The sequence below is a fragment of the Pseudomonas sp. DR208 genome, from assembly GCF_019823005.1.
GTDB lineage: Bacteria > Pseudomonadota > Gammaproteobacteria > Pseudomonadales > Pseudomonadaceae > Aquipseudomonas > Aquipseudomonas extremorientalis.
In genome coordinates this window covers 1,266,770-1,288,244 of the sequence record NZ_CP081944.1, presented here as the reverse complement: position 1 = coordinate 1,288,244, position 21,475 = coordinate 1,266,770, and the positions used below count along the sequence as shown (strand labels likewise).

Genomic DNA, 21,475 nt, shown 5'->3' with positions numbered 1-21,475 from the left:
AGTAATTTATTAAGAGTAAGATTTTTTTGGTATTACGAAGACGCATCTGCCAATGATTCGGCAGGGAGGGATTCTTGCGTTACTACCGGGTTTCTGCTCGAGATTCGGACAGAAGGAAAAAGGTGGAGAGTCGATCTATAAGCCGGGTTCTGTCTTGAACAGTCATTCGTCTACGATGGCCATCACTGGACATCTTTAGCAACCTACCCGGTCCCAGCGCGGGCCACGCCTTGGGACCCTATTTGGTCTTGCTCCAAGTGGGGTTTACCTAGCCACGAACTGTTGCCAGTCGTGCGGTGCGCTCTTACCGCACCTTTTCACCCTTACCGGCACCGAAGTGCTTAGGCGGTTATTTTCTGTGGCACTTTCCGTAGGCTCACGCCTCCCAGGCATTACCTGGCACTTCGCCCTATGGAGCCCGGACTTTCCTCCCCCCCCTAATTTTCATAGAGGGCAGCGACTGTCCAATCGACTCTCCGCCGCGCAGGTTAACGGCACGACGGACTTAGGACAAGTAATAAAAGTTCAGAATTGCCATCACGTTCAGACGGAATACCGCTTTAACCCTGGAACTATTCGCCTTTTTGTTTATCCAGCGCCGCTTGATACAAGAGGTTCTTGCGCACCCCTGTGATTTCCGCCGCCAGGGCGGCCGCACGCTTGAGGGGCATCTCCTTGAGCAGCAGGTCCAGGATGCGCATGGCCTCGCTGCCCACCGCATCTTCGTCCTCAGGCGCGGTCCAGCCTGCGACCAGCACCACACACTCGCCGCGCTGCTGATTGCTGTCGCCTTCGACAAACGCACGCAACTCTTGCAGCGGCAGACCCTTGAGGGTTTCGAAGGTCTTGGTCAGCTCACGGGCCAGCAGTGCCAGGCGCGCGCCGCCAAATACCAGCTCCATGTCCTGCAGGCATTCGAGGATGCGATGGGGGGCTTCATAGAAGATCAAGGTGCGCGGCTCTTCCTTTAACGCTTGTAGCCGCGCACGTCGCCCAACGGCCTTGGCCGGCAGGAAACCCTCGAAAATAAAACGGTCGGACGGCAGACCCGCCGCCGACAACGCCGCAATCAGCGCGCACGCTCCCGGAACAGGCACTACATTGATACCAGCGGCCCGCGCTTGGCGCACCAGATGGTAGCCAGGGTCGGAGATCAGGGGTGTACCCGCGTCGGAGATCAGCGCCACATCATCGCCGGCCAGCAGCCGCACGATAAAACGGCTGCCTTCTTCGCGCTCGTTGTGTTCGTGGCACGCGGCTAATGGCGTGCTGATACCAAAATGCTGCATCAAACGCTGGGAGTGCCGTGTGTCCTCCGCCGCGATCAATTTAACCTCGCGCAACACTTTCAGTGCCCGCGCACTGATGTCGTCCAGGTTGCCAATGGGCGTCGCCACGACAAAAAGCGAGCCTGCAGTGGAATTCAAAGGACCTGGAGCAGTCAAAACGCACACCTCGATGATTGGCAAAAGCGACATTGTAGCGCGTAGGCGCCTTGAAATATGCCATCACCGCCGATGCCTTTTCAGCCGTTTAACGCCAGTTGCAACATTTGCACGACCTAATTCGACGGTTTCACGCCAGTAACATCGCGCCTGGGCCAGTGCTTGGGTACAATTCCACGCTAATTTGATCGGTATCAGGAACACTTACATGATCGCTTGCCTGCGGCTGCTCTCCGCCCTCTGCCTCGCTGCCTTATTGGCCGCGTGCGCCAGCTCGCCCTCGTCCAGCCTTGGCGACCTTCCACGGACCCCGGACGCCAGTATCGAGCAACTGCTCGAACAGGCCACTACCGCCAAGACGCCAGAAAAGGCCGCGTTGCTGCGCCTGAGTGCGGCAGACATGGCCTACAAGCAGAACAACCCTGGGCGTTCGTCGCAGATTCTTGCGCAAGTGCCCCTGGATGTCCTCAAGCCCGCCGCGCAAGTATTTGCCAGCACCCTGGCTGCCGAACTGGCCATGACGCGCAACCAGCCCAAGGCGGCGCTGACTGCCTTGAGCCACCCGAGCCTGCAAAACCTGAAGGACCTGCCGCCTGAACAGCAGATCCGCACCGCCAGCGTGCACGCCCGCGCTTATGAAGCCGACGGCCAGACCCTGGCTGCAGCCCGGGAACGTGTCGCCATGGCCCCACTGCTCACGGGTGATGCCGCCAACAACAACCACGAAGCCATCTGGGCGTTGATTGCCGCCGTGCCGGCCGAACAGCTGCAAGCCAGCGGCAATCCGGTGCTGGATGGTTGGATCACCCTGGCGCAGTCGGTCAAGGGCGCCGGTACGCTGGAGCAGCAACAGGCGGCCATCGACACCTGGCGCGCACAGAATCCGGGCCACCCGGCTGCCGTGCAATTGCCAACGCCGCTGACCAAGCTCAAGGAACTGGCCAGCCAGCCTCTGAACAAGATCGCCCTGCTGCTGCCACAGGACGGCCCGCTGGCCTCCGTCGGCAAAGCGCTGCGTGAAGGTTTCATGGCGGCGCACTACCAGGCCGAACAAGCGGGGCAGAAGCCGCCGGTCATCGAGTTCTATGACAGCTCACGCCTGACCTCCCTCGACGACTTCTACGCCAAGGCCCAGGCCGCCGGTGTGCAATTGGTGGTCGGCCCGCTGGAGAAGCCTTTGGTCAAACAGCTCAGTGCCCGCCCGCAATTGCCGATCACCACCCTGGCGTTGAACTACAGCGAGACTGATCGCAGCCCGGCGCAACTGTTCCAGTTCGGCCTGGCCGCTGAAGACGAAGCCCGCGAAGTGTCACGCCGCGCCCGTGCCGACGGCCTGCATCGCGCCGCTGCCATGGTTCCGCGTGGCGAATGGGGTGAGCGTGTCTACAAAGCCTTCCGCCAGGACTGGGAAGCCAATGGTGGCCAGGTCATGGGGGTTGAGTATGTCGATCAGCCCGTCGCCCTCGCCCAGCAAATTGCCGATCTGTTCCAGCTGCGCAAAAGCGAAGGCCGCGCCAAGAGCCTGCAAAGCACCGTCGGCACCGATGTCGCCGCGCAGCCGTCGCGTCGCCAGGACATCGAGTTCATCTTCCTGGCCGTGACACCGCAACTGGCCCAGCAGATCAAGCCGACCCTGAACTTCCAATATGCCGGCGACGTGCCGGTATACGCCACGTCCCACGTGTTCAGCGCCAGCGGCGACAAGAACCAGTACCTGGACATGACCAACGTGATGTTTTGCGAAACACCGTGGTTGCTCAACACTACCGACCCACTGCGCAACCAGGTAGCCGCACAATGGCCACAAGCCAATGGCAGCCTCGGCCGCCTGTACGCGATGGGCGTCGACGCCTACCGCCTGGCGCCGCGCCTGGGACAACTCAAGGCGCTGCCAGACACCCGTGTCGACGGCCTGTCGGGCAACCTGGGTATCAGCGCCAACCAGCGCGTTGATCGCCAGATGCCTTGGGCCAAGTTTGTCGGTGGCGAGATCCAGCGCCTGCCGGACACTCCGCGCTGATGCCCGAGCGGTCCACTGCACAAAGCGGCAAGGACGCCGAACTGCAAGCCCTGAAGTATTTGCAACAACAAGGTCTGCGCCTGCTGGCGCAGAACTGGTTATGTAAACGCGGTGAGCTTGATCTGGTCATGCTTGACGGCGATACAGTAGTATTCGTCGAAGTCCGCTACAGAAAACACGCACAATGGGGTGGCGCGCTCGCCAGTATCGACGGGCGCAAGCGTCAGAAGCTGATACTCGCCGCGCAGTTTTTCCTGCAAAAAGAGCATCGCTGGGCCGACGCCCCCTGCCGTTTCGATGTGGTTGCCATAGAAAGCACACCGTCTGGTCAGGCTGATCTGAACTGGCTCAAGAATGCCTTCGACAGCTGATTCGCCGGACATCTTCACCACACACTTTTGCTCTTTGCTTTGCGGGCTGCACATTCCTGTGCCAAACAGCCGCGCTACTTAAGGTCACACAGATGGACATGCAATCCCGAATTCGCCAGCTTTTCCAGGCCAGTATCGACACCAAGCAACAGGCGATGGACGTACTTGCACCGCACATCGAGCAAGCCAGTCAGGTCATGGTCAACGCCTTGCTCAACGAGGGCAAAATGCTTTCGTGCGGCAACGGCGGTTCGGCCGGCGATGCCCAGCATTTTTCGTCCGAGCTGCTCAACCGCTTCGAGCGTGAGCGCCCAAGCCTGCCAGCCATTGCCTTGACCACCGACTCGTCGACGATCACCTCGATTGCCAACGACTACAGCTACAACGAAATCTTCTCCAAGCAGATTCGCGCCCTGGGTCAACCGGGTGACGTGCTGCTGGCGATTTCCACCAGCGGCAACTCGGCGAATATTATTCAAGCGATCCAGGCCGCACATGATCGCGAAATGATTGTCGTAGCATTGACCGGGCGCGATGGCGGCGGCATGGCCTCACTGCTGTTGCCTGAAGACGTGGAAATTCGTGTCCCGGCCAATGTCACCGCACGTATCCAGGAAGTCCACCTGCTGGCGATCCATTGCCTGTGCGATCTGATCGACAGCCAACTGTTTGGGAGTGAAGAATGACCGTTAACCGCCTCAGCCTTTTGGCCATCACCCTGTGCCTCGCTATCAGCGGCTGCAGCACGGCCATCACCGCGACACGTGACACCCCTATTCAGGATGACAAGGGCACCCGCACTTTCGGCAGCAAGATCGATGACTCGCTGATCGAAACCAAGGTCGAGGTCAACGTTGCCAAGGCCGCGCCAGACCTGGGCAATGGCGCTTCGCGCATCGTCGTGACCAGCTTCAACGGCGTCGTACTGCTCGCTGGCCAGACGCCACGCGCCGACCTCAAGGCCCAGGCCGAGCAAGCCGCCGCTGCCGTGCAGCGCGTGAAGAAAGTGCATAACGAATTGCAGGTGATGGACCCGATCACCCTGCTGGCCATCAGCAACGACGCCCTGCTGACCACCAAGATCAAGGCGCAGATGCTCACCGATAACGCGATCCCTGGTTCGCGCATCAAGGTCGTGACCGACAATGGTATCGTCTACCTGATGGGCCTGCTGACCCAGGCCGAAGCCACTCGCGCAGCCAACCTGGTGCAAGGTGTGTCCGGCGTGCAGAAAATCGTGAAGGTGTTCGAATACATCGATTGATGTAATCACGCAGCCACAAAAAAGGGCGCCTTTCACAGGCGCCCTTTTTATTAGCGAATGTTTACTGGTACTGCGAGTACGGGTTGCCCTGGAACTGGTTGTTCTGCTGCGGCGCCTGTTGCTGAGCACCTGGCTGGCCGTACTGCTGGCCCGGGATCGGACCGAGGTTGACTTCCACACGACGGTTCTGGGCGCGGCCGTTGACGTCGGCGTTGCTGGCAATCGGGTTATCCGGGCCGGCACCGCGTGCGCTCAGGTTGGCACCGTTGACGCCCTGGGACGTCAGGTAGTTGGCCACGCTCTGCGCACGACGCTGGGACAGGTCCATGTTCAACTGACGGCTGCCCGTACTGTCGGTGTAACCGACGATCTGGATCGTGTTCTGGTTGAACTGCTTGAGCGAGTTGGCCAGGTTGTTCAACGGCTGGTAGAAGCTGCTGGAGATCGCGTCCGAGTTGGTGGCGAAGGTGATGTTGCCCGGCATGATCAGCTTGATCTGGTCGCCCTGGCGCTGAACTTCAACCCCGGTATTGGCCATGCTCTCGCGCAGTTTCTTTTCCTGCTGATCGGCGTAGTAGCCGTAACCTGCTGCGCCGGCACCTGCAACCACGGCACCGATCAGCGCGCCCTTGCCACGGTTGTTATGGTCAATGGCCGCACCCGCCAGTGCACCGGCCAGGGCACCCAGGCCGCCGTACTTGGCGGTCTTGCTCATACCGCCGGATTCATTACTCGCCTGTCCCTGGCTGCTGCCGTCATAAGGATTAGGTGATGCGCAGCCGGACAACAGGGCTACGGCGGTAGCAACAACAAGCAGACGACGCGAAGTGAACATGAAGGAAGCTCCTACTTTTGCATTCTATGGTGCAAAGGACATTGGCAATGGACCTGTGCCGAGTTTGGAACACGACAAACGGCAAAAATTCCGTCGCTACAGCAACCGTAGCAGACGCACGCTGAACACGACCTGAGTTTTTGCTGCAACGTTTGCCTCTGACAGAACAGCCCTACCCGGCAATTAATCTGTCACGCCCGTACAAAAGGGTTCTCACGCATTTCATCACCCAGTCGAGTATCCGGGCCGTGCCCGGTCACCACGGTCGCCCCCTCATCCAGCGTGTATAGCCGCTGCTTGATCGAACGCACGATAGTCGCCTGGTCGCCGCCCCACAAATCCGTACGCCCGATACCACGTCGGAACAGGGTGTCGCCAGCAATCAGCAGCTTGGCATCGGCAAACCAGAAGCTCATCGAGCCCGGCGTATGCCCCGGGGTGTGCAGTGCCACGCCACACCCGCAGGCCAACTCTTCATCATGTTCCAGCCAGCGGTCTGGCGAAGGCACCGGGGTGTAGGGCACGCGAAACATCTGGCATTGCATTTCCAGATTATCCCAAAGGAATTGATCCTCTTTGTGCAAGTACAAGGTGGCACCGGTCTTCTCCTTCAACTGGCCGGACGCCAGGAAGTGATCCAGATGGGCATGGGTATGGATGATACTGACCACCTTGAGGCCCAGGGCATCGAGCCGCGCCAGGATCAGCTCATGGTTGCCGCCCGGGTCGACCACGATGGCCTTTTTGCTGATGGGGTCGCCGATGATGGTGCAGTTGCACTGCAAGGGGCCTACGGGGAAGGTTTCGCGAATCAGCGTGGGAGCCGTGAGCGTCATGGGTGAGCCTCTGAATCGTGATCAATGCAATTAAACTATAGTTCCGAGCCCTTTATCGCCAGAATAATTGCACTTTACAAAAAAATAGAAGTGCTATTATTTTTGCACTTCGCATCAAAAAAGTGCAGGAATAATAGCATGGCAAAAAAAATCGCCCCATTGCTACCCACTACCGAGCACCTGCTTTCGGATTTCGGCGAGCGGATCAAACTTGCGCGCCTGCGCCGAAAAATCACTGCCAAGCAAGCAGCTGAGCGCGCCGGCATGTCCCAGATGACACTTCGAGCCTTGGAGCGCGGCTCTTCAGGAAGCACGATGGGTGCTTACCTGGCGATATTGCAGGTGCTGGGCCTCGAAAAAGACCTGAACGCCGTCGCAGCGGACGATGAACTGGGTCGACATCTGCAGGATGCAACACTGCTAACGGGCAAGGCATCAGCGTCGCGCAGGAATAAGCCGATGGAGTCAGAGAAAGTTACAAGAAACAAAGCCATCGCCCGCAAGAAGCCACTACCGTCAAAGCCTACGCCCCCTCCCGACAAGGGCACGATCAGCAGCGACGCACTGGCCGCACTGATCCCACCACGGCAAAGGACAGACACGTAATGACCATGATTGGGGTTTATGCCGACTGGGAAGGTATCGACGGCCCCCGGCGCCTTGGTTGGCTGCACGCAAGAAAAACCCGGATGACCGAAAAGTTCGAGTACGAAAGCGACCCTCTGGCATTGCAAGACCGGGCGCTGAACGCCGTTCGGATCGACCCGGGCATCGGCCCCTATGCAGGCGCTCAGTTCCCTGTTGAGGGGCGAAACATGTTTGGTGTCTTCAGCGACTCCTGCCCGGATCGCTGGGGGCGATTGCTGATGAAACGACGCCTGGAACGCGACATCCGCGACGGACTATACGACGCGAATACTCGGCTCGGCGAGTCGGACTATCTGCTTGGCGTACACGATCTCTTTCGCGCCGGCGCCCTACGCTACCGGCTGAACGATACCGGCAGTTTTCTCGATGATCAGGACGCCATTGCCGCGCCGCCTTTTGTCGAGCTGCATACGCTGGAAAGAGCCAGTCGCGAGCTGGAAAACGACCCGGATAATCGGGCCCCAGAAGGCCGGCAATGGCTACGCATGTTGATTGCACCCGGCGGCTCCCTGGGCGGTGCACGCCCGAAGGCCAGCGTTGCCGACCACGACAACCATCTATGGATCGCCAAATTTCCCTCGACCCGCGACACCTACGATGTGGGCGGCTGGGAGCTGGTCGTCAACGCCCTGGCCAAGGCCTGCGGCCTGAAGGTCGCCTCTGCGATCGGCAAGCGCTATGCCAGCGAGTTTCATTGCTTCATGGTCAAACGTTTCGACCGGACGGCTGCAGGCGGCCGTCTGCACTTTGCATCCGCCATGACGCTCACTGGCCGAGTCGATGGTGACGACGCCAGCTCGGGCGCTAGCTACCTGGAGCTGGGTGAAGTGCTGATGCGCAGCGGCTCGAATACCAACCAGGATCTGCAAGAGCTGTGGACGCGCATCGTGTTCAATATCCTGGTTTCAAACACCGACGACCACTTGCGTAATCATGGCTTTATCCTGGAGCCAGGCAACGGATGGCGCCTTTCGGATGCGTATGACTTGAATCCCACGCCACTGGGAGATGGCCTGAAACTCAATATTACCGAATACGACAATGCGCTGGATCTGGAACTGGCGAGAGAAGTCGCCGGTTTCTTCCGTGTGAACCTCGGGAAGGCGGATGAAATCATCGCTGACTGCATCAACTCAGTCAGCCATTGGAGGACCGTGGCTCAGGCGGTTGGTCTTTCACTGCGAGAACAAGACTACATGGCTGCGGCTTTCGCAAAAGCCCAGGCCTAGCCGATCAACCTCAGCTCCTGCGCCCGTGCCACCGCCTGAGTGCGCCGCTCAACGCCCAGCTTGCTGTTGATGTGGCTGGCGTGGGTCTTGACCGTGTGCAGGGAGATAAACAGCCGATTACTGATCTCCTGATTGGAACAGCCCTGAGCGATCAGTTGCAGCACCGCCAGCTCCCGTGTGCTCAAGGCTTCATGGGTCGATACTGTCTCCACCACCGAGGCGACGGGCAACAGCGCCAGCAGGCTCTCGTTCAAGAGGCCGTGGGGATCTCTGGCGAGTTGCTCGCGCATCCAGTCCGGGTGGTTTTCCAGCAGACGCTGGAAGGGTTGCAACGCGCCACCGGCCCCCGCCTCCAGCGCCTGTGCCAACAGCGGACGCGCCTTGGCCTCCTGGCCGCTCTCCAACAGTAAATGCGCCTGCTGGGTCAGTGCCATGAGGGCGATCATCTGGCGCCCGCTGTTATGCGCCTGCTGCGCCAGTTCATCAAGGCGTTGCAGCGCCGCAGCGGGCTGGTGGCGCGTGGCGTCCAACGCAGCCTGTTGCAACCCGATATGCTGGGGCAGGTGCGGATGGAATTCTGGCGCGGCGGCGGCGTGTTCGCCGTTATAGGTCTGCCCCAGGCGGGTCAGCCAGGCGTCAGCCAGGTCGGTGCGGCCCTGGGCCAACCACAGCTCGCACTTGATCAGGGTAATCATCGCCAGGTAGTAGATCGGTGGCACGTCCCAGATATGCATCAGGCGCTCCGCCTCGGCAAGCTCGGCGAACGCCGTGGCGAATTGACCCCGACGCCCTTCGAAACTGGCGATCACGCAATGACCGATCAACACGCTGATATCGCGGCAAGCCCGGGCTTCGGCGAGACCGGCGCGCAAGCGAGCGAGACCGGCTTCAGGCTGGAGGCGCACCAACAGCAAAAAACCTTCGTAGAGCGACAACCGCGCACGCACCGCGTACAAGCGCTGCGGCGCCAGGCCATGCAGGCGCTGCAAGCCCTGGCGCACTTCATCCAGGGAACGCAGGATTTCACCGCGCGCCTGCAACACCCGCGCACGGTCATAATGGGCCAGGGCCTCGAACAACGGGTTGCCGACCCGCTGCGCCAGTTCCAGGGATTCGCGATTCAAACCACGGGCGCGCCATAGGTCGGCATCGACGATGGCCAAGTTGGAGAGCGTCGACAGGCACATCAGGCGCTGGCCGTAACGCCGTTGCGGCAGGCTTTCCAACGCTTCGCTGCAATAGCGTTGGGTCAACTCACGATCCCCCCTGCCTCGGGCGATGATCCCGCTGAGCGCCAGCCACTGGGCCAGCATCGACTTTTGCGCGGTGGCCGACGGTGCCGGCAGGAAGCGACTGAGGTAACTGGACAATTCTTCCGCCGCGTCCAACTGGCAAGCCAGGCCCAACGCCCAGCTGTACAGCACGATCAAACGCGGCGTGCTGATCAGCAGACTGTCGGGCAGGTCCATTTTCCAGCGCAGCAACATGCCCACGTTTTGCTCGGCCAGCAGTTGTTCTTCGGACAGGTTCTGTACCAGGTTGGCCGCCACATCCAGGTGGCCGGCGCGCAACGCCTGTTCCACCGCCTCATCGATCAAGCCCTGGGCGTTGAACCAGCGGCACGCACGCAGGTGCAGGCTGGCGGCCGGTAGTACATGGCTGCTGGCGCGCCGTGTGCGCAGCAGGTCGGAAAACAGATGGTGATAACGGTACCAGTGGCCCTGCTCGTCCAGGGGCACCAGAAAGACTTGGTGGGCTTGCAGGTAACGCAGGATTTCGGCGCTGTCGTGGGCTTCACGCACAGCATCACAGAGTTCGCTGCAAAAACGATCCTGCGGGGCTGTATCGTACAAAAACGCCTGTACTTCGGCCGGCAGACAGTCGATCACTTCTTCAAGCAGATAGTCGCGGATCAGCCCTTCCCCGCCATTCAGGCTTTGCGGCAAGGTGCCGTCGCTACCGGCCTCGGAGGCGGCCAGCAACCAGAAGCGCAGGCCGGCGACCCAGCCTTCGCTGCGGCGAATCAGGTTGTCGAGGGCTTCGCCGCGCAGGGAGTTGCTGTGGCGATCCAGCACCGCCAGGGATTCGTCGTGCGTCAGGCGCAGGTCCTGTTCATTCAGTTCCAGCAGGTGGCGCGATAGACGCAGCCGCGCCAGATGCCAGTCCGGACGTTGGCGACTGGTCACCATCACCACCAGGCCATCGGGCAGATGATTGAGGAAAAACTGCAGGCAGCGGTCAAGCACCGGCCCCTGGGCCAGGTGATAGTCATCCAGTACCAGCAACAGCGGCGCACGGGTGGACAGGTGCGCGGCCAGCTCGTCGAGCAGGCCGTCCAACCATTCTTCAAAGGCAAAGGGTTGGTGACGCTGGCGCATTTTCAGCAAGCCCAGGGACTGGGCGCCGAGTTGCGTGAAGAATTGCTGCAAACCATCGAGCAGACGCTCGAGGAAACGACCGGGGTCGTTGTCCCGCGGACTCAGGCCCAGCCACAGGCTTTGCCAATGGGCCGGCAGGCTCTGGCAGAACTCCACCGCCAACGAACTCTTGCCGAACCCGGCCGGCGCGCTGACCAGCAACAGGCGCCCGTCCAGCCCGGCGCTCAGGCGTTCGCACAAGCGCGGTCGCAGCACGTAGCCGTCAGGCAGCGGTGGCCTGTAGAAGCGACCTTCCAGAGTCGGGATTACCGCACTGGCAGGCCCTTGGATTCGGGACAGATCAGTCATCGCCGGGCTCTTGTAGAAGGCTGTGGTCGGCATTGCAGATGTCCGCAGACTAGCGGTAAAAGCGGCAGGTTTGTAGATCTTTGCTACAAATGACTGAAAAAGAACTGCGACAAAAAATGTGGGAGGAAGCTTGCCCCCCGATGGCGGCGGATCAGTCAATGCACTGTTTGACTGTCACACCGCTATCGGGGGCAAGTCAAATCGTCGCACCGCCCCTCCCACATTGAGTTACGCGTGCAGCTTAGCGAACACCATCCTGGCGCAGGGCCGCCGGGGTGAAGTCACTGGTGGTCGCAGTGAAGCCGAAGTCATACGCCTGCTTCTCTTCGTTCTTCATGCCCAGTGCCAGGTAGCGGCCGGACTGCAGATCGTAGAGAGTTTCCAGAGCGTACCACGGCACTTGCTTGTCGTAGTAGTTCTCGGCATGGGCTTCGGCGACACGCCACAGTTGGCCACGGCCGTCGTAGTGGTCAATGACCGCTGCTTGCCAGGTGTCTTCGTCGATGAAGAAGTCACGCTTGGCGTAAATGTGGCGCTGGCCTTCCTTCAAGGTCGCGACCACGTGCCAGACACGGCGCAGCTCGTAGCGAGCCAGGTCCTGGTTGATGTGGCCGGCCTTGATGATGTCGGCGTACTTGAGCTTGGGATCGTCGATCTTGTAGCTGTTGGAGGCGATGTAGATCTCTTTCTTGCCTTCCAGCTTCCAGTCGTAGCGATCCGGCGCACCGTTGTACATGTCGAGGTTGTCGGAGGTACGCAAGCCGTCGGCCGCAGTACCCGGGCCGTCATAGGACACTTGCGGCGCCCGGCGCACACGGCGCTGGCCGGCGTTGTAGACCCACGCCGAACGCGGTTCCTTTACCTGGTCCAGGGTTTCGTGCACCAGCAGCACACCACCGGCCAGACGCGCCGGCGCGGTCACTTGCTGCTTGAAGTAGAACAGCACGTTGCCCGGGTTTTTCGGGTCGAAGTCTTTCATCTTGTCGCGGAACACAAATTGGTCGCGGAAGTACACCAGGCTGTAGGAACCGTTGGTTTGCGGCGTGGCCTGGGTCACCAGGCGGGTCACGCTGCCACCGCGATAGCGGGTGATGTGGTTCCAGATCACCTCGACGCCGCTTTTGGGAATCGGAAACGGCACGGCGGTTTCAAAGTTTTCCAGGCCGTTGCCGCCGGACACCAGGTTGGTGGTGGTGGCGTTCTTCTTGATGGCCGCAAACACATCCGCCGGCACTGTGGCGCCGCGATGGGTCGGGTAGACCGGCATCTTGAAGGTTTCCGGGTAGCGCTTGAACATCGCGTACTGCCCCGGCGCCAGCTTGTCCTTGTACTGCTCGACGTTCGCTGCGGTGATGGTGAATTGCGGTTGCTCACTGGCGTACGGGTTAGCCAGGAACCCACGGGCGTCGACGGCGCCGGCGTTGGTGGGCAGTGGCGACCACTTTGGAATGGTGCCGGCAGCGTTGCCGGCCATTTCGGCGCCCATCGGGGTCAGGGTCGTGCCCAGCTTGGCGGCTTCATCCGCCGAGACTGCCGCCATGACGTTGCTCGCCAGGATCGACAGCCCAAGCACACCCACGTGCAACAGACTTTTGGTTATTTTCATGTTCTGGTCTTCCTGAAATGCAGTGTGCTTAGAAGTTGGCGCCGAAGCTCAAAGCGACAAAGTCGCGGTCATCCACCGTACTGAACTTGCCACCAAAGAAGTTGGTGTAGGCCAGGCTGGCGGTGTAGGTGTTCTGATACTCGGCATCCAGGCCCAGGCTGACCGCCTTGCGACCTTCTTCGAAGTTACCGCCAGGGCCTGGCGAGTAACCTTTGACGTCGTGGGACCACGCCACGTTTGGCTTGAGGTTGACGCCGGCGAACACGTCCGGGTATTCCCAGATGGCGCGGGCGCGGTAGCCCCAGGAGGTGGCGGTGGTGTAACCGTCGTTGTTGCAGTTGGTGTTCAAACCTGCCGCATTGGGAAGACCGGCGCCGGTGGCCGTCGAGTTGTTGAGGGCGTTGCAAAACCCACCTGGCAGAGTACCTGGGCCAAACACCGGATCACGACCGTAACGGGCCTCGGATTTGCTTTCCAGGCCGCCCACATGGGTCACACCAATCTCACCGACGGTTGTCAAGCGGCTGGCGCCCATCACCTGATCGAAGAAATGCGTGAAAGTCGTCTGGAACTGAGTCACTTCCTTGCGGTTATAGCCATGCAAATCCTGGCCAGGCGTCCCTTTCAGCACGGACGCATTGCCAAAGCCAGGAATGGGCGTGACACCGGCATACAGGATATCGGTCGTGCTCAGTTGCACAGGCGCATTCGGCCGGTAGCTCAACTCACCGCTCCAGGCCGTGCCCGTAGGTAGCGTGGTGGAGAAGCTCAGGCCGTAGAGGCGGATATCTTCCGGGTACTCGACGAAGTAGTTCGAGCTACCGGCTACGATCAGCGGACGCAGCGCAGCCAGCGGCCCCAGCGGGCGGGTATAAGCGGACGACGGTGCACCTTGAGCACTGAAGATCGGTGCACGGCTGTGATAGTTCATGAAGTACGCGCCGAACTCGGTATCCAGCGGCTCGAAGTTGTAATGCATGGCCACGCCAAATTGGCCACTGTCCCGCGCATCGCGGTCGGGACCACGACGTACCAGTACACCTTCGTTATTGACGTCTACACCCAGGGCATTCAAGGTCGGTAAAGCGGCACCCGGAATGGTCGAGCGCTTGTTGAGCACTCGCAGATTATCGCTGCAACCGTCGGATATCACATCAGGCTGCGAGAAGAACGTACCGCAGTTATCGGTAACGGTCTGGTCCCACTCCAACTGATAGAACGCTTCCGCCGACAGGTTATCGGTCAGGGTTTGCGACACGTAGAACATGTTGACCGGAATCAAGCCTTCCTTGATCTCAGCCCCCGGACGACGGAACGCAGACACATCGATCGGGTTGATGGAGTTGATGCCGCCGCCGATGAAGGTACTTTCCCCCCAGCTCACCACCTGCTTGCCGAAGCGCACGTTACCCGGCAAATCGGCAATGTTGTAGTTGTGGTAGATGAACGCATCGAGAATCTGCCCGCCAGAGGACTTGGCGCCTTCTTTACGGTTGTTGTCACTGATGTCCTTGAAGGGGCGACTTTCGTCCTTTAGCTCAAAGTCATACCAGTACTTGCCTCGTACAAAAACACCGGTGTCTCCGTACTTCAGTTCCAAATCATGGATGCCCTTGAAGATCTTCGAGAAGGTCTCACCGCGCTTGAAGTTAAGGTGACCGTCATCGGAAGTCTGGGACAGGCCACGACCACCGTTGTTCGCACCAATGAGATCTTTGTTGGGCTTGGCCGTCGACCAGCTCGCCCCCACGGAAAGCGACGAGTCAAAGCTCCCTTCGATTTCACCAATGTTGAAACTGACGCCGAATGCGGGCCCGGCGAGCGTAGAAGCGAGACTGACGGCCAGGGGCAGTCTTGCCCGGCGCCAGAACTGGTTTACTGAGGTCATCGACGCTACTCCATGTGCATTTTATTGTTATGGCAGTGAGTTCTTTCTGTGATGCGTGTAACGGCCGGAATACAACGATTCCAATGCCGCTCGGCAGCCGAGCCCCCATGGCCCGAAGCGGAACATCCGTGAAAAACTCTGGAAGGGACTATAGCCAGCAGGGGGTAGTGCTTGATCCCTCTAAAGTGTGATTTGCATCACCGACCCGTCTGCCACGACCCTTTCGCCACGTCGGCGAAGGCCGACGCGGCAAGGATGGCTGAAAATCGGCAAATCACAAGTCAAGGCGCGAGATAGAGCATTGCCGTGCCACAAGGGCGCGGCGAATCAGCTCACAGGGTGGACAGGAACGTGCTGTTGTTGGCCTGCCATTCGATGATGTCGATACGGATACGTTTTTTGTCGAGTTTTCCTACGCTCGTCTTGGGAATTTCAGTAACAACGGCAATCTGGCTCGGAATCGCCCACTTGCTCAAGTGGCCCAGTTCCACGAACGGCTTGAGGTGTTCCTTGAGCTCACGAGCGCCTATCACATGGCCATCACGCACCACCAGCAAGGCAAATGGGCGTTCGCCCCACTGCGGGTCGGCAATGCCCACCACCGCTACTTCGCGTACCGCCGGGTGACGGCTGACCAGGTCTTCGAGCGCCAGGGACGAGATCCATTCGCCGCCGGTCTTGATCACGTCCTTGATGCGGTCGCGGATATCAATCACCCCAAAGGCATCCAGGGTCGCCACGTCGCCGGTGTGCATCCAACCGCCGGCCCACAGCTCGGCGCCCTTTTGCGGCTCGTTGAAATAACCCTCGCTGAGCCACGGTGCACGCAATACCAGCTCGCCCTGGGACTCGCCATCGGCGGGCAGGAAGTTGCCGTCGCCGTCGATGATCGCCGCTTCTACCAACGGCCCGGGCACGCCGGCCTTGATGCGGTACGTGGTGCGCTCATCCTCGTTGCCGGCCATCAATTCTTCGTTGAGGTGGGCGCAGGACACCAGCGGCCCGGTCTCGGACATCCCATAGGCCGCAGTCAACTGAATGCCACGGGCCTTGGACGCTTCGTACAGCGAACGGTTGAGCGCACTGCCGCCGATGACGATTTTCCAGCCACCGAAATCCACGTCCTGGGCGGCCTTGGCGTTGAGCACCATCTGCAGGATGGTCGGCACGCAGTGGGAGAAGGTGACCTTTTCCTTGCGCCACAGCTCCACCAGGTATTCCGGGTCGTATCGACCGGGGTAGACCTGTTTCAGGCCGAGCATGGTCGCCACATACGGCAGGCCCCAGGCGTGCACGTGGAACATCGGCGTGATTGGCATGTACACATCGTTGGTGCCCAGCAGGCGCACACTGTCGACGCTGCCCATGATGGTCGCCACGCCCATGGTGTGCAGCACCAGTTGGCGATGGGTGAAATACACGCCCTTGGGGTTGCCGGTGGTGCCGGTGGTGTAGAAGGTGGTGGCGACAGAATTTTCGTCGAAGTCCTGGAAGTCGTACTTCGGGCTGGCGGCGGCCAGCAGGGTTTCGTACTCGCCCACCAGGTTGGGCAGCTCGGCAGTCTTGGCCTCGCCATCGGTGAGCAGCAGGGTCTTGTCGACGGTGGTGAGCTGCCCGGCAATCGCCTGGTAAAGCCCCACGAACTCGCTGTTGACCAGCACGAAGCGGTCCTCGGCGTGGTTCATGGTGTAGAGGATCTGTTCCGGCGACAGGCGCACGTTGATGGTGTGGATCACCGCGCCGATCATCGGGATGGCGAACATGCATTCCAGGTATCGGTGGCTGTCCCAGTCCATCACCGCCACGGTATCACCGGCCTTGACCCCGGCTTCGGTCAGCACGTTGGCCAGGCGCGCAACGCGCTCGATCAGGGTCGGGTAGGTGTAACGCAGTCTGTCGCGGTAGATGATCTCCCGGGTCTTTTCATAGCGGGTGCCGGACATCAGCAGGCGTTTGATCAACAGCGGGTATTGGTACGCACCTTCGGCGGGCGGGATAACACGGGTCTGCAACATACGAATCCCTTTTCTGACTGCACGGTCTTGGCTTGAAGACCTGCACTTTAGAGACCTTATGTTTCAGCCAAATCAGCCAAAGGAATGATTTGCAGACCCCAGCGAATGCTAGCTTTGCGCCAGCATCCGGCTTATTTCATGCTGGTGAAGGCCAGCTTGACTCCGATCGCAATCAACACCGCGCCCATGGTCCGATCGAACCAATGCCCCATCCGCGCAAACCCCGCACGCACGCGCTGCTGGCTGAACAACATCGCCACCAGGCAGAACCACAGCGCCGTCGCCACCGCCAGGTACACACCATAACCGGCCTGGATCGCCAGCGGGGTGTGCGGGTTGATCACCACGGTGAACAACGACAGGAAGAACAAGGTGGCCTTGGGATTCAAACCGTTGGTCACAAAACCAGCAGTGAACGCCCCACGCGGGGTGCGTTCGCCCGCCTCGCGGTGCAACTCGCCTTCAACAGGTGGCTTGGCCGGCTGCGCGCGCAGGGCCTTGAAGCCGATGTACAGCAGGTAGGCCGCCGCCGCCCACTTGAGTGCGTTGAACAGCACGATGGACTGGGACACGATCAAGCCGATGCCGAGCAACGAGTAGCCCACGTGCAGGAAAATCGCCGAGCCCACGCCCAGTGCGGTCCAGGTACCGGCGCGGCGGCCGTGGGTCACGCTTTCACGCACCACCACCGCGAAATCCGGGCCGGGGCTGGCCACCGCCAACAAGTGAATCAGAGCTACGGTCAAGAACTCGGCGGCGTACATACTCACTCCATTAAGTAACGGATTATTTCATCTGATAGGCTCGGCAGATTACGCCTTCGAACCCTGTCGCAAAAGGTACAGTTGATGACGAACAATCGCCGCGCCGTCTTCCTTGATCACCCGTCCCTGGACCTGGGGGACCTTGACCTCAGCGAATTGCGCAACAGCTTCAGCGAGTTGCAGTTGTTTACCGACACCACACCGCAGAACGTGGTTGAACGCGTGCAAGGCGCCCACGTGGTGATCAGTAACAAAATCGCCCTCAATACCGAGACCCTGGCGGCCTGCCCGGAGCTCAAGCTGATCCTGGTTTCAGCCACCGGCACCAACAACGTCGACCTCGACGCCGCCCGCGCCCACGGCATCACCGTGAGCAACTGCCAGGGCTACGGCACGCCGTCGGTGGCCCAGCACACGATCATGCTGTTGCTCAACCTGGCGACGCGCTTGAAGGATTATCAACGGGATGTGAGCGCCGGCAAATGGCAACAGGCCAGGCAGTTCTGCCTGCTGGACCACCCGATTGTCGAACTCGAAGGCAAGACCCTCGGCCTGCTCGGCCACGGTGAACTGGGCGGCGCCGTGGCGCGCCTCGCCGAAGCCTTCGGCATGCGTGTGGTGCTGGGTGCGATTCCGGGGCGCCCTGCCCGCGCCGACCGCGTGCCACTGGATGAACTGCTGGCGCAGGTCGACGCGCTCACCCTGCACTGCCCGCTCAACGAACACACCCGCGACTTTATCGGCGCCCGCGAACTGGCGCTGCTCAAGCCCGGCGCGTTTGTGGTCAACACCGCGCGCGGTGGTTTGATCAACGAACAGGCCCTGGCCGATGCGTTGCGCAGTGGTCATTTGGGCGGCGCAGCGACCGATGTACTGAGTGTGGAGCCGCCGGTGAATGGCAACCCACTGCTGGCCGGCGATATTCCACGCCTGATCGTCACCCCGCACAACGCCTGGGGCAGTCGCGAAGCGCGGCAGCGCATCGTCGGCCAACTGGCGGAAAACGCCCGGGGCTTTTTCAGTGGGGCCCCGCTGCGCGTCGTCAGTTGATAAACTGCGCCCCTTTTCAAGGAGCAGACCATGGATCCGCGCAGTGAAGTACTGCTTCGCCAGGCCGAACTTTTTCAAGGCAACCTGCTGTTGGTGGGCTTGCCCGCCGACGACCTGCTCGGTCGCCTGCCCAACGCCCACGGCTGGAGCTGGCACGCCGGGGACCAGGCGGCACTCGACGCACGTTTCCCTGAGCGCAGCCAGTTTGGCGTGAACGTGCCTGACAGGGCGTTTGATACGGCGGTGATCTTCCTGCCCAAGTCCAAGGACCTGACCGACTACCTGCTCAACGCCGTGGCCGCCCGTTTGCCCGGCGCCGAGCTGTTCCTGGTCGGCGAGAAAAAGGCCGGTATCGAAAGCGCCGCCAAACAGCTAATCCCCTTCGGCAAACCGCGCAAACTCGACAGCGCGCGGCATTGCCAACTGTGGCAGATCACCGTGGTCAACACCCCCCAAGCGGTCGAGCTGGAGAGCCTGGCGCAGGTCTTCGAAGTGCCATTGACCGAAGGCCCGCTGAAGGTAGTGAGCTTGCCGGGTGTGTTCAGCCACGGCCGTCTGGATCGCGGCACCGAGCTGCTGCTGGAGCACCTGGACAAACTGCCGAGCGGACATCTGCTGGACTTTGGTTGCGGCGCTGGGGTGCTGGGGGCTGCGGTCAAACGGCGCTATCCGCACAACACGGTGACGATGCTCGATGTGGACGCCTTCGCCGCCGCCAGCAGTCGCTTGACCCTGGCCGCCAATGGTCTGGAAGCCGAGGTATTGACCGGCGATGGCATCGACGCGGCACCGATGGGTTTGAACGCGATTCTGAGCAACCCGCCGTTCCATGTCGGCGTGCACACCGATTATTTCGCCACCGAGAATCTGCTGCGAAAAGCGGCGAAACACTTGGCAAAAGGTGGCGAACTGCGCCTGGTTGCCAACAGCTTCCTGAAGTACCAGCCGCTGATCGAGGAGCATCTGGGTGTGTGTGCAGTGAAGGCCGAAGGCAACGGTTTTCGCATCTACCGCGCCAAGCGCGGCTGACGGGCGTTTGAAAAAGAAGGCTTGCCGAATGGATTTTGCCTAGGCAGAATCCGCAGCGTCCTAGGGGAGTAGTCTCCCACGAGCGCCACGCTCGTCCGGCATACGTCAACATACTTGGTCAGCAGACCATGGCGTATGCGACCCAGGAGTCCGCACAGACGGACCGGGGTTTGACAAGACCTATGACACGCACACCTTACCCGGGGCGGGAAGGCTGTACGTGTCATAGCCGTGTCGACCCGCCCCTGGAAACCTACCTGATGCTGGATTCATTGCTCGTACCTACCGCAATCGTTGCCTTGGCCGAAATCGGCGACAAGACGCAACTGCTCGCGCTCATCCTTGCCGCACGCTTTCGCAAACCCTGGCCGATCATCGCCGGCATCGTTGCCGCGACCCTGGCCAACCATGCGGCCGCCGGTGCCGTGGGGGCGTGGTTCGGAAGTTTCTTCTCGGATGCGGTGTTGCACTGGATCCTGGCGGCAAGCTTCTGCGCCACGGCGCTGTGGACCCTGGTGCCGGACAAACTCGACGATGACGAAGCCAGCACCACACGCAAATTCGGGCCGTTCCTGACTACGCTGATCGCGTTCTTCCTGGCGGAAATCGGTGACAAGACGCAGATCGCCACGGTGATGCTGGCGGCTCAGTATCCGGAGCTGTGGCTGGTGATCATCGGCACCACCCTGGGCATGCTGATTGCCAACGTGCCGGTGGTTTTGGCGGGGAATTTCGCGGCGGAGAAACTGCCGTTGACGTTGATTCGTCGCTTGGCCGCTACAGCGTTTTTCATCCTGGCCATTGTGGCCGTGTACAAAGCCATGCAAAGCAGCGGGTGGATCTAAGGGTTCCCTGTGGGAGGGGGCTTGCCCCCTTCCACATTTAGATCTTCAAAAGGTCAGGATTTCTTGGCCTGCTGGTACAACGGCATCACCTTCGGAATCGCCGCCTGCAACGAGGCGATTCGGCTGTCGGAAGCCGGGTGGGTACTCATGAACTCCGGTGGTGCGCCTTCCGAAGCCTTGGCCATCTTGTTCCACAGCGTAATCGCCGCGTTCGGGTTGTAGCCCGCACGGGCTGCCAGCTCCAGGCCGATCAGGTCCGCTTCGTTTTCATTGCTGCGGCTGTTGGGCAAGGTCATGCCGTAGTTGGCCACGGTATCAGCCAGGGCCAGGCTGTCCTGGCCGAGGCCGAACAACGCACCGGCACCCTGCTTGGCCATCTCGATCCCGTAGGCCTTGGACATGGCTTCGCGGCCATGCTCACGCAAGGCGTGGGCGATTTCATGGCCCATCACGGCGGCCAGTTCGTCATCGGTGAGCTTGAGGTTGTCGATCAACGCGCTGTACACGAAGATTTTGCCGCCAGGCCCGCAGTTGGCGTTCATCTCATCGCTCTTGATCAGGTTTACTTCCCACTTCCACTGCGCCGCATCCGCACGGAACGTCGGCGCCTGGGCGATCAAGCGGTTGGCGATGGCCTGCACGCGCTTGGCGTTGGCGCTGGTCTTGTCCAGTTGGCCCTTGCTGCTGGCCTCCCCCAGGGTCTGCTGGTAGGACTGGGCATACATCTGGTCGACTTCCTGGCTCGACAGCATGCTGAACATGTACTGCTTGCGCTCTACCCCGACAGCGCCGCCGCTGGTGGTATTGACCGACTGACACCCGGCCAGCAGCATCGCCGCGACCAAACCACTTATCACCAATGACTTCTTCATCAACACTCTCCCTGATAGCACGCCCTTAAACA

At 60.6% G+C, this 21,475-nt stretch carries 18 protein-coding genes, 1 other RNA gene and 1 riboswitch; of the genes, 9 read left to right on the top strand and 10 right to left on the bottom strand.

What is annotated here, in order from left to right:
- Positions 1-122: 122 nt before the first annotated feature.
- Positions 123-476: RNase P RNA component class A (rnpB, locus tag K5K89_RS05660), an RNA gene on the bottom strand.
- 96 nt (positions 477-572) lie between these two features.
- On the bottom strand, positions 573-1,478 hold the full coding sequence (gene rsmI, locus K5K89_RS05655; RefSeq protein ID WP_222540998.1) for a 16S rRNA (cytidine(1402)-2'-O)-methyltransferase: 906 nt from the start codon (positions 1,476-1,478) through the stop codon (positions 573-575).
- A gap of 175 nt (positions 1,479-1,653) precedes the next feature.
- On the opposite strand from rsmI, the gene K5K89_RS05650 reads away from it, so the two are divergent.
- From K5K89_RS05650 to K5K89_RS05635, 4 genes are all read left to right on the top strand, one after another.
- Positions 1,654-3,465 carry a penicillin-binding protein activator gene (locus K5K89_RS05650; RefSeq protein WP_071491180.1) on the top strand — a complete coding sequence of 604 codons (1,812 nt, stop codon included), beginning with the start codon at positions 1,654-1,656 and terminating at the stop codon, positions 3,463-3,465.
- Positions 3,465-3,836 carry a YraN family protein gene (locus K5K89_RS05645; RefSeq protein ID WP_071491179.1) on the top strand — a complete coding sequence of 124 codons (372 nt, stop codon included), beginning with the start codon at positions 3,465-3,467 and terminating at the stop codon, positions 3,834-3,836. Before K5K89_RS05650 ends, K5K89_RS05645 begins: the two co-directional genes overlap by 1 nt.
- A 92-nt stretch (positions 3,837-3,928) precedes the next feature.
- A complete protein-coding gene (locus tag K5K89_RS05640; RefSeq protein WP_007904374.1) occupies positions 3,929-4,522 on the top strand; it encodes a phosphoheptose isomerase in 594 nt (197 codons plus the stop codon).
- Positions 4,519-5,100 (top strand): BON domain-containing protein, encoded by a 582-nt coding sequence (locus tag K5K89_RS05635; protein ID WP_012722284.1) that lies wholly within the window; start codon positions 4,519-4,521, stop codon positions 5,098-5,100. Before K5K89_RS05640 ends, K5K89_RS05635 begins: the two co-directional genes overlap by 4 nt.
- A 61-nt stretch (positions 5,101-5,161) precedes the next feature.
- On the opposite strand, the gene K5K89_RS05630 is transcribed toward K5K89_RS05635, so the two are convergent.
- Both K5K89_RS05630 and K5K89_RS05625 read right to left on the bottom strand, forming a co-directional pair.
- Entirely contained in the window at positions 5,162-5,935 is a 774-nt protein-coding gene (locus K5K89_RS05630; RefSeq protein WP_058422961.1) for an OmpA family protein, read from the bottom strand.
- 191 nt (positions 5,936-6,126) lie between these two features.
- Positions 6,127-6,771 carry an MBL fold metallo-hydrolase gene (locus tag K5K89_RS05625; RefSeq protein WP_093119787.1) on the bottom strand — a complete coding sequence of 215 codons (645 nt, stop codon included), beginning with the start codon at positions 6,769-6,771 and terminating at the stop codon, positions 6,127-6,129.
- Positions 6,772-6,909: 138 nt separating this feature from the next.
- Between K5K89_RS05625 and K5K89_RS05620 the strand changes: the two genes are divergently transcribed.
- A complete protein-coding gene (locus K5K89_RS05620) occupies positions 6,910-7,377 on the top strand; it encodes a helix-turn-helix domain-containing protein (protein ID WP_071491177.1) in 468 nt (155 codons plus the stop codon).
- Positions 7,377-8,648: a type II toxin-antitoxin system HipA family toxin gene (locus K5K89_RS05615; RefSeq protein WP_222540997.1), complete on the top strand. Its 1,272-nt coding sequence runs from the start codon at positions 7,377-7,379 to the stop codon at positions 8,646-8,648. Before K5K89_RS05620 ends, K5K89_RS05615 begins: the two co-directional genes overlap by 1 nt.
- Here the strand turns inward: K5K89_RS05615 and K5K89_RS05610 are convergent.
- The 5 genes from K5K89_RS05610 to K5K89_RS05590 all read right to left on the bottom strand — a co-directional run bounded on the left by K5K89_RS05610 (position 8,645) and on the right by K5K89_RS05590 (position 17,647).
- The gene (locus K5K89_RS05610) at positions 8,645-11,374 is read right to left on the bottom strand and encodes a LuxR C-terminal-related transcriptional regulator (protein WP_071491175.1); all 2,730 of its coding nucleotides are present in this window, start codon (positions 11,372-11,374) and stop codon (positions 8,645-8,647) included. The two genes, K5K89_RS05615 and K5K89_RS05610, sit on opposite strands and share 4 nt — an antisense overlap.
- Before the next feature lie 241 nt (positions 11,375-11,615).
- Positions 11,616-12,980: a DUF1329 domain-containing protein gene (locus K5K89_RS05605; RefSeq protein ID WP_025855569.1), complete on the bottom strand. Its 1,365-nt coding sequence runs from the start codon at positions 12,978-12,980 to the stop codon at positions 11,616-11,618.
- A gap of 28 nt (positions 12,981-13,008) precedes the next feature.
- Positions 13,009-14,868, bottom strand: coding sequence for a DUF1302 domain-containing protein (locus K5K89_RS05600; RefSeq protein ID WP_071491174.1), 1,860 nt, complete (start codon positions 14,866-14,868; stop codon positions 13,009-13,011).
- A 332-nt stretch (positions 14,869-15,200) separates the two neighbouring features.
- Complete coding sequence (locus tag K5K89_RS05595; RefSeq protein ID WP_071491173.1) at positions 15,201-16,883, bottom strand: fatty acid--CoA ligase; 1,683 nt, start codon at positions 16,881-16,883, stop codon at positions 15,201-15,203.
- 131 nt (positions 16,884-17,014) lie between these two features.
- Complete coding sequence (locus K5K89_RS05590; protein WP_058422966.1) at positions 17,015-17,647, bottom strand: LysE family translocator; 633 nt, start codon at positions 17,645-17,647, stop codon at positions 17,015-17,017.
- An 84-nt stretch (positions 17,648-17,731) separates the two neighbouring features.
- Here K5K89_RS05590 and K5K89_RS05585 point away from each other — a divergent pair, with 84 nt between their 5' ends.
- The 3 genes from K5K89_RS05585 (at position 17,732) to K5K89_RS05575 (ending at position 20,571) form a co-directional block, all read left to right on the top strand.
- Positions 17,732-18,697, top strand: a complete 966-nt coding sequence (locus tag K5K89_RS05585) for a 2-hydroxyacid dehydrogenase (protein WP_071491172.1) — start codon at positions 17,732-17,734, stop codon at positions 18,695-18,697.
- Positions 18,698-18,727: 30 nt separating this feature from the next.
- A complete protein-coding gene (locus K5K89_RS05580; RefSeq protein ID WP_222540996.1) occupies positions 18,728-19,726 on the top strand; it encodes a class I SAM-dependent methyltransferase in 999 nt (332 codons plus the stop codon).
- 51 nt (positions 19,727-19,777) lie between these two features.
- Positions 19,778-19,897: riboswitch (yybP-ykoY riboswitch) on the top strand.
- Positions 19,898-19,986: 89 nt separating this feature from the next.
- On the top strand, positions 19,987-20,571 hold the full coding sequence (locus K5K89_RS05575) for a TMEM165/GDT1 family protein (protein ID WP_004372026.1): 585 nt from the start codon (positions 19,987-19,989) through the stop codon (positions 20,569-20,571).
- A gap of 53 nt (positions 20,572-20,624) precedes the next feature.
- Here K5K89_RS05575 and K5K89_RS05570 read toward each other — a convergent pair whose 3' ends face one another.
- A complete protein-coding gene (locus tag K5K89_RS05570) occupies positions 20,625-21,443 on the bottom strand; it encodes a M48 family metallopeptidase (RefSeq protein WP_071491170.1) in 819 nt (272 codons plus the stop codon).
- Between the last annotated feature and the right edge of the window lie 32 nt (positions 21,444-21,475).

What these genes read in the sequence shown, in the direction of transcription:
- rsmI (WP_222540998.1), bottom strand. Translation starts at nt 1,478, where the DNA reads ATGTCGCTTTTGCCAATCATCGAGGTGTGCGTTTTGACTGCTCCAGGT.
- K5K89_RS05650 (WP_071491180.1), top strand. Translation starts at nt 1,654, where the DNA reads ATGATCGCTTGCCTGCGGCTGCTCTCCGCCCTCTGCCTCGCTGCCTTA.
- K5K89_RS05645 (WP_071491179.1), top strand. Translation starts at nt 3,465, where the DNA reads ATGCCCGAGCGGTCCACTGCACAAAGCGGCAAGGACGCCGAACTGCAA.
- K5K89_RS05640 (WP_007904374.1), top strand. Translation starts at nt 3,929, where the DNA reads ATGGACATGCAATCCCGAATTCGCCAGCTTTTCCAGGCCAGTATCGAC.
- K5K89_RS05635 (WP_012722284.1), top strand. Translation starts at nt 4,519, where the DNA reads ATGACCGTTAACCGCCTCAGCCTTTTGGCCATCACCCTGTGCCTCGCT.
- K5K89_RS05630 (WP_058422961.1), bottom strand. Translation starts at nt 5,935, where the DNA reads ATGTTCACTTCGCGTCGTCTGCTTGTTGTTGCTACCGCCGTAGCCCTG.
- K5K89_RS05625 (WP_093119787.1), bottom strand. Translation starts at nt 6,771, where the DNA reads ATGACGCTCACGGCTCCCACGCTGATTCGCGAAACCTTCCCCGTAGGC.
- K5K89_RS05620 (WP_071491177.1), top strand. Translation starts at nt 6,910, where the DNA reads ATGGCAAAAAAAATCGCCCCATTGCTACCCACTACCGAGCACCTGCTT.
- K5K89_RS05615 (WP_222540997.1), top strand. Translation starts at nt 7,377, where the DNA reads ATGACCATGATTGGGGTTTATGCCGACTGGGAAGGTATCGACGGCCCC.
- K5K89_RS05610 (WP_071491175.1), bottom strand. Translation starts at nt 11,374, where the DNA reads ATGACTGATCTGTCCCGAATCCAAGGGCCTGCCAGTGCGGTAATCCCG.
- K5K89_RS05605 (WP_025855569.1), bottom strand. Translation starts at nt 12,980, where the DNA reads ATGAAAATAACCAAAAGTCTGTTGCACGTGGGTGTGCTTGGGCTGTCG.
- K5K89_RS05600 (WP_071491174.1), bottom strand. Translation starts at nt 14,868, where the DNA reads ATGACCTCAGTAAACCAGTTCTGGCGCCGGGCAAGACTGCCCCTGGCC.
- K5K89_RS05595 (WP_071491173.1), bottom strand. Translation starts at nt 16,883, where the DNA reads ATGTTGCAGACCCGTGTTATCCCGCCCGCCGAAGGTGCGTACCAATAC.
- K5K89_RS05590 (WP_058422966.1), bottom strand. Translation starts at nt 17,647, where the DNA reads ATGTACGCCGCCGAGTTCTTGACCGTAGCTCTGATTCACTTGTTGGCG.
- K5K89_RS05585 (WP_071491172.1), top strand. Translation starts at nt 17,732, where the DNA reads ATGACGAACAATCGCCGCGCCGTCTTCCTTGATCACCCGTCCCTGGAC.
- K5K89_RS05580 (WP_222540996.1), top strand. Translation starts at nt 18,728, where the DNA reads ATGGATCCGCGCAGTGAAGTACTGCTTCGCCAGGCCGAACTTTTTCAA.
- K5K89_RS05575 (WP_004372026.1), top strand. Translation starts at nt 19,987, where the DNA reads ATGCTGGATTCATTGCTCGTACCTACCGCAATCGTTGCCTTGGCCGAA.
- K5K89_RS05570 (WP_071491170.1), bottom strand. Translation starts at nt 21,443, where the DNA reads ATGAAGAAGTCATTGGTGATAAGTGGTTTGGTCGCGGCGATGCTGCTG.